Below are 14,002 nucleotides of genomic sequence, written 5' to 3'. Positions count from 1 at the left end.
ATGAAAAAAGGCATTCTTTCCGTATGTATAGTTTTAGTATTGTTTTCGTGTAAAACGATAGTAAAAGTACAAGATGAGCAACAAGCTTTATATGAAGTTTTATTGCAGCAAAATAATGGCGGAGGAAATATTAATTTTTATGAAATTCTATCAGAGCCAAATGAAATAAAAATGCTTTTGAGTGATGAAAAGCTAAAAGGAAAAATAACTGCTGACGATGTACAAAAATCTAATTTTTTGATTTTAAACATGGGTGAAAAGCCTACCGGAGGTTATGCCATAACAGTAGATAACGTTGTGGAAACCGATAATCAAATCATTATAAAAGTAAAAGAAATAACTCCAGAGCCTGGAGCTATGTTAATGCAGGTTATTACATATCCTTACACTATAGTGAAAGTGAATTCGAAAAAAGAAATAATCGTAAAATAGAAAATGCCACTGAAAACAGTGGCATTTTTAGTATAATCTTTTTTTAGATTAGAATTGGAATCTAATACCTAAAGCGATATCTGGACCAAAATTATCATTTCTAAAATCATCAGAATTGAAATATAATTCAGGTCTGATGTCTAACGAAAGTAAAATTGGCACTTCAGGAAAATTGTATTCGATACCAAGGTCACCAGCAACAAAAACAAAAGTTCCGTTGTTATCAAAATCTTTATGATTCCAACTTCCAACACCTCCACCAACACCAGCGTACCAGTTAAAACCTCCATCAATGTTCCATACCCATTGGTATAAACCTGTTAATTTAAAAGCGTCAACATTACGGCTGTTTCTCCATCCTAAATCTAACTCAAGACGGTTGTTGTCTGACAATCCTCTTTGGTATGAAATCTCACCACCAAAACCGTCACTGTCTCCTAAACGTAAACCTAAAGCATTTTTAGAAATTTCTTGTGCTTGTGAGCTAAATGCTAATCCAATTAGCATGAAAGCTGATAAAATGATTTTTTTCATAAATAAAGTTTTATTACTGGCAAATTTACAATTATAATCGAACGTAATGTTTATTATAATATTATATATTTTTTATATAATTCCCATTTTTTTTAACGTAAATTGACAATTTGATTTTGTTTTAAAAGGATAATTGACGCAATTAGTTGTTCTCCAGTAAGTTCTTCTTTTTCTATAATAGGTACAGTTTCATTATAGTTAGATTCTTGATAACGGTAAAGTTTCCATTTTTTTCTATTGTATTCTAAAGATGTAAGATTTTCCACCCAGTCTCCTGAGTTCAAATACATAGTTGACCCGTTTTTATTTGTTTTTTTAATAATTTTTGGTTCGTGGATATGACCACATATAACATAATCATACTTGTTTTCTATGGCTAGCTCAGTAGCCGTTTCCTCAAAATCTGAAATGTGTTTGACTGCTTTTTTAACACTGGCTTTTATTTTTTTAGAAAAAGAATAAGGTTCTTTTCCTATTTTGTTCAAACACCAGTTAAAGAAACGGTTTAATAAAATTAAATAATCATAACCCAGGCCACCCAATTTAGCAATCCATTTGGCATGATTGACAGAAGCATCAAAAACATCACCATGGAAAATCCAAGCTTTCTTATCATCCATTTCTAAGACTACTTTATCAGCTAAGATGAAATTACCCATGTTCATCTCCGTAAATTTGCGGAGCATTTCGTCGTGGTTTCCAGTAATATAATAGACTTTAGTACCTTTTGATGCAAAGCTTATTATTTTTTGGATTACTTTTAAATGAGATTTAGGGAAGTACGATTTTCGAAATTGCCAAATATCAATAATATCGCCGTTTAAAACTAAGATTTCAGGTTTTATAGACGAAAGATAGTTGTATAATTCTTTGGCATGACTTCCATAAGTTCCAAGGTGAACATCAGAGATTACAACTACTTCAACTTTTCTTTTTTTCAATTGATTTACTAATTTGTTGTTTTGCAAATTAACGCTCTAAGTGTGAATTTATCTTAAAGTTAAGATTAACAAATAAATTGAGGTTTGGAAACTAAATGGCTATTTCTTAGCTAAGATGGAAAACTTTAATTCTTTAATTTTTAAAGATAAAACTAAAATGGTACTTTTGTTCAAAATTAATTATAATGGCAGGAAATAGCTACGGAACCCTATTTAGAATAACAACTTTTGGAGAATCACATGGTGAAGCTTTAGGAGGAATCATTGATGGTTGCCCATCAGGAATTGCATTAGATTTTGATGCTATTCAATTAGAAATGTCAAGAAGAAAACCGGGACAATCAGCTATTGTTACGCAAAGAAAAGAACCAGATGATGTACAATTTTTATCTGGAATTTTTGAAGGGAAAACAACTGGAACGCCTATTGGTTTTATTATTCCAAATACCAATCAAAAATCAGATGATTATTCGCATATAAAAGATAATTATAGACCTAGTCATGCTGATTATGTGTATGATCAAAAATACGGTTTTAGAGATTATCGTGGAGGCGGAAGAAGTTCGGCTCGTGAAACAGCAAGTAGAGTAGTAGCAGGAGCAATTGCTAAGCAAATGTTATCTGATATTAAAATTCATGCTTATGTTTCTTCGGTAGGGCCTCTTTCTTTAGAAACTCCTTATCAGGAATTGGATTTTTCTAAAATTGAAAGCAATCCAGTTCGCTGCCCAGACCAGGAAATGGCAGCAACAATGGAAGATTATATCAAGCAAATTCGTAAAGAGGGTGATACTGTAGGTGGTGTGGTTACTTGTGTGATTCAAAATGTACCTGTTGGACTTGGAGAACCTGTTTTTGATAAATTACACGCCGAATTAGGAAAAGCAATGCTTTCTATCAATGCGGTAAAAGGCTTTGAATTTGGAAGCGGTTTTGAAGGTTCTAAGATGAAAGGAAGTGAACACAATGATTTATACAATGCTGATGGTACCACAAGAACCAATCTTTCAGGTGGAATCCAAGGCGGAATAAGCAACGGAATGGATATTTATTTCAGAGTGGCTTTTAAACCTGTAGCGACCATTATGCAAAAACAAGAATCTTTAGACAATAAAGGAAATATTACCGAAATGACTGGTAAAGGACGTCATGATCCTTGTGTTGTTCCTCGTGCAGTGCCTATTGTTGAAGCAATGGCGGCAATTGTACTAGCTGATTTTTATTTGATAAATAAAAGGTATTAATAAATAATCCTAACGATTTTTTATTATTTTTACCCGATAGAGGTGAAAACGTTAAATAATTCTTTTGAATCTTACTAAAACGCTTATAATTATTTAAAGATAATATAGTGTGAAATATTTCAAACTCCTCTAAATTTTAGAGGAGTTTTTTTTATTCCTATAAATCAAAAAAGAAAAAACAGATATGAAAAAAAGTCTTGCACTGCATTGGAAAATTTTGATAGGAATCCTTTTTGGATTGTTTTTCGGATTAATGATGAAAAATTTACAGCTTAATGACTTTGTAATCGATTGGATTAAACCATTTGGAACTATTTTTATTAATATGCTCAAAATGATTGCTGTACCTTTAATTGTAGTTTCCTTAATTGTAGGATTAGCTGATTTAAAAGATATTTCAAAGTTATCCCGATTGGGAGGAAGAACAGTTGTTTTTTATCTTTTTACCACTGTTTTTGCAGTTTCGTTAGGCCTTTTTTTAGCTAATGTTATAAAACCAGGAAGTTACATCAATCAAGAAGCAAGAGAGAGTTTGTTGAGTAATTTTTCTGGAGATGCTTCACAAAAAATTGAATTGGCACAAAAGGCCAAAGAAAGCGGACCGCTTCAGCCGCTTGTAGACATTGTTCCTGAAAATATTTTTAGTGCATTGAGTGATAATGCTAGTATGTTGCAAGTAATTTTCTTTGTTATTCTTATTGGAATTGGTCTAATTTTAATTGAAGAAGAAAAAGCAAAACCAGTGGTTGCTTTTTTTAAAGGAATGAATGATGTGATTTTAAAAATCATAGACCTTATTATGTTGTTTTCACCTTATGGAGTATTTGCCTTAATGGCCGCTTTAATGGTCGAAATTCCAGGTTTTTCTACATTGGGAGCTCTTGGAATTTATGGATTGACAGTCTTGTTAGGTTTGTTGATAATGACTTTTTTATTTTACCCAGCCTTGTTAATGTTGTTTACAAAAATGAATCCCATTCAATTTCTAAAAGCGATAGCTCCTGCTCAATTATTAGCCTTTTCAACCAGTTCGAGTGCAGCAACACTTCCTGTGACTATGGAATGTGTTACGGAACGCCTTGGTGTTGATGAAGAAGTTTCTAGTTTTGTACTACCCTTAGGGGCAACGGTAAACATGGATGGAACTAGTTTGTACCAAGCCGTTGCAGCCATTTTTATTGCTCAGGCAATGCTTCCTTACCCATTGGATTTTGCTACTCAATTGATGATTGTAGTAACAGCTACTTTGGCGTCTATTGGTTCTGCGGCAGTTCCTAGTGCGGGAATGGTAATGCTAGTTATTGTTTTAGGACAGGCTGGAATTCCTGAGGCTGGATTAGCACTAATTTTTGCTATTGATAGGCCTTTAGATATGTGTAGAACGGTAGTAAATGTTACTAGTGATGCTACTGTGGCAACAATTATTGCAAAATCAGTAGGGAAATTAAATCATGAACAAAAAGTCTAGTTACTTCCATCATTCAAAAAACAGATATAATCTGAAATCCTATTATTTTTTAAAATAAAACTTAGCGTCATGTCGATAATCGATTGATTGTTTTATATTTGAGAAGATAATTATGGCTATGTCTTTTTTTAAAATTATTTTTCTCTTACTCACTTTACCACTTTTTAGTCAACCCAAGATTAAAAACAATCCAATTTCTTCAAAAGAGATAGCGGTATTAACAGAGCAGGCGTCAGAATATTTGGATGAATACAAATACGAATTGTCTTTAGCCAAAGCTCGAGTGGCTTTACATCTGGCTTTTAAAGTAAATAATGATCTTTTAGTTGCAAAAAATTATAATATTATTGCAGGAAATTACGAAGAACTTAATGAGTTTAAAAGAGCCATATTCTATTACAACAAGGCATTGGTTTATGCTACTAAAGCTGACAATAATACTATAAAACACTGGCTTTATAATAATTTAGGAAATGTATATTGTTTTGATGAAAAACAATTTGATAAAGGATTGTTTTATTATCAAAAATGCTTAAAATACAGCAAAAAAGAGGGCGATTTCAAGCAAATTTACATGACTAGTTTGAATTTGACCTGGGCTTATTTTTATGCTAAAGATTTCAAAAAAGGAAAAATCTATCTTGATTTTATTAATAAAAAATATAAGGGGCTTGATAATGAATCTGATCTGGCAATTATCAGTATGCTTAACGGGATGTATTATAATGACCTGAAGAATTTTGAAAAAGCAAAATCTTATTTTTTAAAAGCAATTTCATTAGGGAAATTAAAAAAAGATAAATCTGATTATTCCTCTGTTTTAGAAGAATATTCAAAGTTTTTATTTCATAGCGGGAATTACAAAGAAGCTTATGAGAATATGATTTTGTTTCACAAAATTGTAGACGAAATAGAGCACAAAATAAAATTAAACCGAGCTTATATTGCAGGAACCAATTTAGAAATTGATGAGTATAAAAGAAAAATTGATGAAATAGAATTAGAAAATAATTTACAAGCTCAGCTTTTAGAGAAAACTAAAATTATTTCTGTTTTGTTGATTATTAGTTTGATTATACTGTTGCTTTTGATTTATTCGTTGTATCGAAATTACAATTTTAAGAAAGTAAAAAATTTAGAATTAATACAAAAAAACCAAGAATTAGTTCTTGCAAAAGAAAAAGCTGAAGTAGCTTCTAAACTAAAATCTCAGTTTGTATCCACTATAACCCATGAATTGCGTACGCCATTGTATGGAGTTATCGGAACTACAAATATGTTAGTTGATGAACACAAAGAATTATCGGATAGTCCTCATTTAAAATCACTTAAATTTTCAGCAAAATATTTATTGTCATTAGTTAATGATGTTTTACAAATTAATAAGATTGAAGAAAATAGAGTGGTTTTAGAAAAAAAGACCTTTAATATTGCTGACGAAATAGAATACATCAAAAATTCGATGTCTTATTTGGCTCAAAAACACAACAATACTATTGATGTTTTTGTAGATCCTGAAATTCCAGAATATCTAATAGGAGACAAGCTACGATTTTCTCAAATCATTATCAATTTAGTAAGCAATGCTTTGAAATTTACTCAGGATGGAAAGGTAACTGTTTCGGCTAATTTGGTTAATGTAAAAGAAAAATTTCATTATATCGAATTCAATATTGAAGATAACGGAATGGGTATTGCTGAAGAAAATCAAGAAAAAATATTTGAAAAATTTGTTCAGGTTAGTCGGAAAGAAATAGATTATCAGGGAACAGGACTTGGTTTGTCAATTGTAAAACAGCTTTTGGAATTGTTTAATAGTACCATTTATATAAAAAGTGAGTTAGGAAAAGGAACAACTTTTAACTTTACAATTACTTTTGAAAAGGATATGGAAAAAACCAATGCAATTATTAATAATATAAATGTTGATTTATCGACAAATCAAATTTTTACCATTTTAGTAGTTGATGATAATAAAATCAATCTTTTGGTGACACAAAAAACAATTGAAAAGTTTAATTATATATGTAGTGTAGCTTCATCAGGACAAGAAGCACTGCAATTATTAGACTCAGGAAAATTTGATGTAATATTAATGGACATTAATATGCCAATAATGAATGGCTTTGAAACCACAAGATTAATTCGTGAACGAGCAATCAAAATACCTATAATTGCTTTGACTGCATTTGATAAAGAAGAAATTACCGAAGAAGCTCTTTCGGCTGGTTTTGACGATATTATTAGTAAACCTTTTGATTCAAGACAATTGTACAAAGTGATAAATGAGGTGATTGTAAAAGAATAGAATTTGCTGTAAAAAAAACAATCGTAAAAAAGCTTTTTTTAGCTCGTTTACGATTGAAATAAAATTGGAAAAGCGTTGGTTGTTAATACCAGCGTTTTTTATTTTGCTTAGAAGCTTCAGATTTTCTTGATTTATGTGCTCCACCGCTTCGGTTTGAATTTTTAGGTTTTTCCTCAATTTTATCAGGACTTCCTGCGTGCCAAGGGTAAGGATGATCTGAAATGGTTTTTACATCCACTTTAATTAATTTTTGAATGTCTTTCCAGTAACCATGTTCGTCTTTACTACAAAAAGAGATGGCAAGTCCACCGTTTCCAGCACGTCCCGTTCTACCTATTCGGTGAACGTAAGTTTCAGGAATATTGGGTAAATCAAAGTTGATAACATAAGGCAATTGGTCAATATCAATACCACGGGCGGCGATATCGGTAGCAACAAGAACGCCAACTTCTTTATTTTTAAACGCATCTAAAACGCGTTGTCTTGCATTTTGAGATTTATCTCCGTGAATGGCTTCGGCAGCAATATTCTTTTTGCGTAAAGCTTTCACCACATTATCAGCCCCGTGTTTTGTTCTTGAAAAAACTAAAACATCGGTCAGATTTTCTTTTTGTAATAAAGTATAAAGCAAGTTTCTTTTTTCGCCTTTTTCTACAAAATAAACGTGTTGTTCTACTTTTTCGGCAGTTGATGAAACTGGAGAAACTGTTACCGTTTCGGGATTAGTCAAAAACATTTCGGCTAATTCTCTAATGGCAATAGGCATCGTAGCTGAGAAAAATAAAGTCTGTCTATTTTTAGGCGTTAACTTTACAATTTTCTTCACATCGTTTACAAAACCCATATCCAGCATTTGATCGGCTTCATCTAAAACCAAATTGTGTAAATGATCTAAATCAATGAACCCTTGTTTGTGTAAATCCAGTAATCTTCCAGGAGTAGCAATTAAAATATCAATCCCTTTTTTTAGTGTGTCAACCTGAGGATTTTGAGAAACACCACCAAAAATGGTCAACTGAGTCAGGTTAGTATATTTGGCATAAGTTTCAAAACTTTGACCTATTTGAACAGCTAATTCTCTGGTAGGAGTTACTACCAAAGTTCGGATTACTTTTGGTTTTTTAGACGAACCCACAATTCGATGCAATTGATGGATAATTGGAATAGCAAAAGCAGCTGTTTTTCCCGTTCCCGTTTGAGCACAACCTATTAAATCATTTCCGGCTAAAATAAGCGGAATGGCTTGTTCCTGAATGGGAGTAGGGTTAGTATAGCCTTCTTCATATACGGCTTTTTGAATACTTTTTGAAAGTGATAAATCTTCGAATAACATAAGTTTGGTATTAATTATCCTGTAATAGCTACAGCGATAAGTTGCGCAAAGATAGTATTATTATTCTTGATGCTTGTTTATTGCTTGTGTTGTGAGCTGTAAAAGATGTTTTTTGAGGTTTAAAGACCGTTTTTATTCGAATTTGATTTTATAAAATCAGTAACCAGATAACCAATTAGTTTTCCAATTAAATGGTTGTTTTTATCAATGTCTAAATCAGGTGCGCCTTCGCAAATGTGGATGTAGCTGGCATTTTTATTTTTAGCAAAGAAAGAAACAAACTGGCGTAATTCCTCTACCGAAAAACCACTTAATGTCATGGCGCTACTAGCAATATTAGGAATGGCATCTAAATCGATTTCAATTCCATAAGATTCTAATTTTATAAATTCTAAGGCGTCAACCATTTCTTGATAAAAGTCCTTTTCTTTTCGGATATTGATGCTGTCGTAAGTAACGTAACGAACGCGATCATCCGTTTTTTTGATGATATCCAGAACACTTTTAGAAGTATAATTTTCGTGTAAACCAAAAACGAAATATTTTTTCAGAAAACCTTCTTCGTAAGCATAAGAAAAACCATTTCCGCTGTGGCGTCCTTCTAAAATTCTAAAGTCAGAATGTGCGTCAAAGTTAATGGCATTAATGGGTTTTCCTTTGGCAAGAGCCGTACCTTTAATATTTCCGTAAGCATTGTTGTGTCCGCCACCAATGATAATGGGGATTTTACCTAGCTTAACAATACTGAATATGATATGGGAAACGTCTTTGTCAATTTTTTTAACTAATTGACTTAGTTTTACCCGATCGTCCATGTTGTGAAAATCTAAATTTTCCACTTCTTCCATTTCTTCGGAGACATTGATTTGTCCTAGTACAACAATTTGGTTTCCTTTACAAAAACGATTGTGCTGAATGTTGGCAATGCTTTTGATGGCTTCATTCCATGCCGAAGCTGCTCCGGGTCTTCCAAAGTTAGCCCGGATACCAATGTCTTCAGGAATTCCAAGTAAAACATATTTGGCATCTGTGTTTTTTACAAAAGAAATGGGATTTGTTCCAACGGGAACCGTGAGCATTTTTTCACCAAATTTTATTTCTCCACTTCTATGGTTCGTAACCTTTGCTAGATCATTAATTGTAAATGGTAGAAACTTTTCCATAAAAGAAAATTTTTTCCCAAAAATAATATAATTTATCTACTTACGTTATAACTTAAAAATTATATTGTTAAATTTGGTATTATTAAAATTGAAAAACGTTAAAAATGGAAAACAAGCAAAGTAGTTCAAGTCTAAAGGCAGTCATTGCCGTATTGGCTGTTTTATTAGTAGGGAGTTTAGTTTATATTTTCAAATTATCTTCTGATACAGAAAAAGTACAAACGGTATTAACTAAAGAGGTATCTGAAAAAGATTCAGTATTGAAAGATTTAGAAGAATTAAAAGCAACTTATGATGCTGCAATTGCTGAAAATACTTCAATGTCTGATGAATTGATTCAGGAGCGAGATAAAGTAGTCGGTTTAATGGATGAAGTAAAAAAATCCAAGGGAGATCTTTCGGCATTTAAAACGAAAATGAATCTTTTGCAAAACAAAATGAAAGCTTTAATAGCTGAAAATGAAGGGTTGAAAAACCAAAATACAGTTTTAAAAACACAACGTGATAGTACAGCTGTAGTTTTGGATGAGTCTAAAAAATACAACCAAACATTAGTGGGGCAAAATGATGAATTAGCTAAGGTTCTTGAAAAAGGAGCGAAACTAACTGTTTTAAATATTAAAAGTTCAGCTTATAAAGTGAGAAGTTCTGGAAAAGAAATTGAAACTGAAAAAGCCAGAAGAACCAATATGCTTAAAATTAGTTTTACTATAGCTGGTAATGAAATTGCACAATCTGGAGACAAAACGTATTATGTACAAGTAATTGATAGTAAAAACAATGTTTTAGGAGAAAAGAAAAACATTAGTTTTGATGATAGAAGTTTGACTTATAGTTTTACAAGTACTGTGAAATATGAGAACAAAACAGTGAATGTTTCAGAAAACTTACCAGGTAAAGATTTTGAAAAAGGAACTTATTTTATCAATATTTTTGATAAAGGAGAATTGGTTTCTAAATCAAGTTTTACTTTGAAATAATCTATTTAGACGTATAAAAAAGAGGAGCAATTGCTCCTCTTTTTTTGTGCTTATATTTTTGGTAATCGAAATTATTTTAGACAAGAGTATTTTGTAATCAGTAATTATAATTATATAAACACTGAGGTAAATTCTGTAAAATTATAAAACCACTTAGTATCCATCTTTGTATAAATCATTTAAAAAACATAAAATATTATTAAGATGAATACACAATACGCAAAAATAGGGAAAACATATCCAAAACCAAGTCCAGTAACTAAAAAAGATGATCCTTGGAAAAAATATCAAACATTATTTAATTAAGAGTAAAAAGACCAAAATAGAGATAGTTCTGTCATTGCTAAAAAGTTAAGACTATGGAAAATATTATAGAAAAAGTCGAAGGAATGGGAGCTATCGCTTCGGAACAAGGAACTACCTTTAGAGTTTGGGCACCAAATGCTGATAAAGTTTTTGTTACAGGTACGTTCAATAATTGGAATCACACTAAAAATGAACTTACGCTAGAAGAAAATGGATATTGGTCTGATAGTGTTTCAGAAGCTAAAAGAGGTGATGAGTATAAATATATTATTCATAACGGAGACTTGATTTTAGAAAGAAATGATCCGTATGCCAAAGAAATGACGAATAGTAATGGTAATAGCATCATTACAAACTTAGATTTCCAGTGGGATGATCAGGATTTTAAAATGAAGTCCTGGAATAATTTGGTGATATACGAATTACACGTAGGTACATTTTATAGAAAAGATTTAGATACTGTTGCAACATTCGACTCCATTATTGAAAAAATTCCATATTTAAAGAAACTGGGTATCAATTGTGTTGAGATATTACCAATTGCAGAATTTGCAGGGGGTATTTCCTGGGGATACAATCCATCCTATCCTTTCGCGATTGAACGTGATTATGGAGGTGCTGAAGCTTTTGCACGCATGGTAAATGCTTTTCATAAAGAAGATATTGCAGTGATTCTGGATGTAGTTTACAATCATTTTGGACCATCGGATATGGATTTATGGCAATTTGATGGCTGGTCTGAAAACGGAAAAGGCGGAATTTATTTCTATAATGACCATCGATCGGTTACTCCTTGGGGAGATTCCAGACCTGATTATGGACGAGAAGAAGTAAGAAGGTATATAAGAGATAATGCTATGATGTGGATTGAAGACTATCACTGTGATGGTTTACGCATGGACGCTACATCTTACATACGTTATGAAGGTGGAGGGATAGGTTATGACAGCGAAATACCTGAAGGAAATATTTTGATGAGAGATATTAATGCTGAAATCAAACTGAAATATCCTGAAAAATTGACCATTGCTGAAGATTTGAAAGGTCATAATTTAGTAACCCTTAGCTCAGAATATGGAGGAATAGGTTATGGTTCGCAATGGGATATGAATTTTGTACATCCAGTAAGAAAGTTTTTGATTGAACAAGGAGATGAATATCGCGATCTACAAGCACTTGTTGATGCCATTTTATTTAAATATAACAGCGATGTTTTTGAGAGAATTATTTACACAGAATCTCATGATGAAGTTGCAAATGGAAAGGCTCGCGTACCTGAAGAAATTCAGCCCGGAAATGCAGATAGTTTCTTTGGGAAAAAGAGAGCAATATTAGGTTTGGTAATCACTTTGACCTCTCCTGGAATACCAATGTTGTTTCAAGGTCAGGAATTTATTGAAGATGAATATTTCAAAGATTCGGAAGGGCTAGACTGGAATCAACAGGAGAAGCACGAAGGAATCACGCAAATGGTTAGTGACTTAATTAAGATTCGTACAGAATACAAAATAGAAAGTGAGGGTCTAAAAGGGCAGTATACAAAAGTGATCCATTTTGATAATGACAATAAAATTTTGGCTTATGCACGATCCACTAATGAAGATTTTACAAACTCAACAGTTGTTTTGTTGAATTTATCAAACCAATTTTTTGAAGATTTTACATTTGGTGTTCCTTATGCAAAAGAATATCATTTAGTTTTTAATAGTGACTGGAAAGGATATGATGAAGAATTTACTGATATGATTGTGAGTTCTATTTCCATTCTGAATGAAAGCTACAGTGGAGAACCATGTAAAGCAGTTGTAAATTTACCTGCATATACTGGTTTAATTTTTATGCCTAACAATAACCAAAAATAGTATTGCAATTTTTATTTATTAGGCTTAAAGTATTTTAAAAAAAAAGAGGAGCAATTGCTCCTCTTTTTTTATGATTATCGATTTTAGAATATCCAAAATATTATTCAGAAACTTTAATTTCAAACATTTTGTCCCAGTTTTTTCCAGTTACAAAAATGGTTTTGGTTTTTGGATTGTAAGCAATTCCGTTTAAGACTTCTGCTCCTTCATTTTTTACTAATTTTCTCAAATTAGACATATCTATAATTCCTTCCACAGCACCGTTAGTAGGATTTACTACTGCTATCGCATCTTTTTGCCAAATGTTAGCATAGAATTTTCCATCAATGAGTTCTAATTCATTTACGGATTTAATTTTAGAATTTCCTGAATAAACATTGATGTAATCAATCATTTGTTGGGTTTCAGGATCCATTTTCCATATTTTTTCTGTTCCATCCGATTGGTAGATGTATTTACCATCATTAGTCATTCCCCAACCTTCAATTTCCTTAGTATAAGCGAAGGTTTTCTCTAGTTTTAATGTATTAGCATTATAGATAAAACCTGTTTTTTCTTGCCAAGTTAATTGAAACAATTTTCCGTCGATAAAGGTAATTCCTTCACCAAAATATTTTGGATCTAAATCAATTTGGTTATAAATTTTTCCTGTTTTATAATCGTATTTTCTAAAATAAGAATTTCCTTTTTGTCCTGTACTTTCATACAAAGTGTCTTTGTAGAATTCTAAACCTTCAGTAAAAGCTTTTACATCATGAGGATAAGTATTGACAATAGTATATTTTAATAATTTAGGAGTTACATTCGAAACTACTTCAATTCTAGTAGTGGTTTCGGCATTTTCGCCTTCAAAATATACTAAGGCTTTGATGTTTTGGTAGCCTAATTTTTGGTTTTTTAATTCAAAAGAAAGCTTTTCAAGTCCTTTTACCGTTTTTACTTTGGCATCGTTAACATAGTACACAATACTATCAACTTGTTTCGATTTTGGGTTCAAAATATTCAAGTCAAGTGTTTCTTGTGGCTGGTATTGTGCCGAAATTTTAGAAGAATCAAAATTAAATATAGTATTTTCTCTATTTTTTGTATCTCCACAATTAGAAAGTAGTGTTCCTAATAAAATGAAAGATAGTAAGTTATGTTTTTTCATGTTGTAAATTTTAAAAGCCCTAATATACAATGTTATTTTAAGCATACAAAAGGGCTTGCAAAAATATAAAAAGATTGTATATTTGCACCGGCAAGTCCTACACGACCAGCTCCTGCAGACTCCCCCAGGATGGGAACATAGCAAGGGTACGTGGTTGAGCGGTGCGATGTAGGTCGCTTGCCATTTTTTATTTAATCTGTTTGCCGCGGCGAATTAGATTCTTTTCAGAATTAAAACAAAAGTAGTCTTCCTTCGGGAGGATTTTTTTATTTTTGCCCTTT

11 protein-coding genes and 1 other RNA gene are annotated in these 14,002 nt (G+C 31.8%); 7 read left to right on the top strand and 5 right to left on the bottom strand.

The window, feature by feature from the left end; all coding sequences use genetic code 11:
• A complete protein-coding gene (locus AAGV33_RS10350; RefSeq protein ID WP_373391947.1) occupies positions 1-432 on the top strand; it encodes a protease complex subunit PrcB family protein in 432 nt (143 codons plus the stop codon).
• A gap of 48 nt (positions 433-480) precedes the next feature.
• Here AAGV33_RS10350 and AAGV33_RS10345 read toward each other — a convergent pair whose 3' ends face one another.
• Both AAGV33_RS10345 and AAGV33_RS10340 read right to left on the bottom strand, forming a co-directional pair.
• The gene (locus tag AAGV33_RS10345) at positions 481-966 is read right to left on the bottom strand and encodes a hypothetical protein (protein ID WP_373391946.1); all 486 of its coding nucleotides are present in this window, start codon (positions 964-966) and stop codon (positions 481-483) included.
• A 92-nt stretch (positions 967-1,058) separates the two neighbouring features.
• Positions 1,059-1,907 (bottom strand): UDP-2,3-diacylglucosamine diphosphatase, encoded by an 849-nt coding sequence (locus tag AAGV33_RS10340; RefSeq protein ID WP_373391945.1) that lies wholly within the window; start codon positions 1,905-1,907, stop codon positions 1,059-1,061.
• Positions 1,908-2,092: 185 nt separating this feature from the next.
• Here AAGV33_RS10340 and aroC point away from each other — a divergent pair, with 185 nt between their 5' ends.
• From aroC to AAGV33_RS10325, 3 genes are all read left to right on the top strand, one after another.
• Entirely contained in the window at positions 2,093-3,151 is a 1,059-nt protein-coding gene (aroC, locus tag AAGV33_RS10335) for a chorismate synthase (protein ID WP_373391944.1), read from the top strand.
• Between the two features lie 184 nt (positions 3,152-3,335).
• Positions 3,336-4,619, top strand: a complete 1,284-nt coding sequence (locus AAGV33_RS10330; RefSeq protein WP_373391943.1) for a dicarboxylate/amino acid:cation symporter — start codon at positions 3,336-3,338, stop codon at positions 4,617-4,619.
• Positions 4,620-4,737: 118 nt separating this feature from the next.
• Positions 4,738-6,927 carry a response regulator gene (locus AAGV33_RS10325; protein WP_373391942.1) on the top strand — a complete coding sequence of 730 codons (2,190 nt, stop codon included), beginning with the start codon at positions 4,738-4,740 and terminating at the stop codon, positions 6,925-6,927.
• Positions 6,928-7,009: 82 nt separating this feature from the next.
• On the opposite strand, the gene AAGV33_RS10320 is transcribed toward AAGV33_RS10325, so the two are convergent.
• On the bottom strand, positions 7,010-8,260 hold the full coding sequence (locus AAGV33_RS10320; RefSeq protein ID WP_373391941.1) for a DEAD/DEAH box helicase: 1,251 nt from the start codon (positions 8,258-8,260) through the stop codon (positions 7,010-7,012).
• 119 nt (positions 8,261-8,379) lie between these two features.
• Positions 8,380-9,423 (bottom strand): formimidoylglutamase, encoded by a 1,044-nt coding sequence (locus AAGV33_RS10315; RefSeq protein WP_373391940.1) that lies wholly within the window; start codon positions 9,421-9,423, stop codon positions 8,380-8,382.
• Between the two features lie 104 nt (positions 9,424-9,527).
• On the opposite strand from AAGV33_RS10315, the gene AAGV33_RS10310 reads away from it, so the two are divergent.
• Entirely contained in the window at positions 9,528-10,403 is an 876-nt protein-coding gene (locus AAGV33_RS10310) for a hypothetical protein (protein ID WP_373391939.1), read from the top strand.
• A 359-nt stretch (positions 10,404-10,762) separates the two neighbouring features.
• Positions 10,763-12,571 carry an alpha-amylase family glycosyl hydrolase gene (locus tag AAGV33_RS10305; protein ID WP_373391938.1) on the top strand — a complete coding sequence of 603 codons (1,809 nt, stop codon included), beginning with the start codon at positions 10,763-10,765 and terminating at the stop codon, positions 12,569-12,571.
• 100 nt (positions 12,572-12,671) lie between these two features.
• On the opposite strand, the gene AAGV33_RS10300 is transcribed toward AAGV33_RS10305, so the two are convergent.
• The gene (locus tag AAGV33_RS10300) at positions 12,672-13,721 is read right to left on the bottom strand and encodes a glutaminyl-peptide cyclotransferase (protein ID WP_373391937.1); all 1,050 of its coding nucleotides are present in this window, start codon (positions 13,719-13,721) and stop codon (positions 12,672-12,674) included.
• A gap of 88 nt (positions 13,722-13,809) precedes the next feature.
• Between AAGV33_RS10300 and ffs the strand changes: the two genes are divergently transcribed.
• An RNA gene (gene ffs / locus AAGV33_RS10295) (signal recognition particle sRNA small type) lies at positions 13,810-13,907 on the top strand.
• Positions 13,908-14,002 lie beyond the last annotated feature (95 nt).

It is taken from the genome of Flavobacterium magnesitis (genome assembly GCF_041729735.1).
Taxonomy (GTDB): Bacteria; Bacteroidota; Bacteroidia; order Flavobacteriales; family Flavobacteriaceae; genus Flavobacterium; species Flavobacterium magnesitis.
The sequence above is the reverse complement of the archived record's forward strand: the minus strand, read 5'-3'. Positions and strand labels throughout refer to the sequence as shown.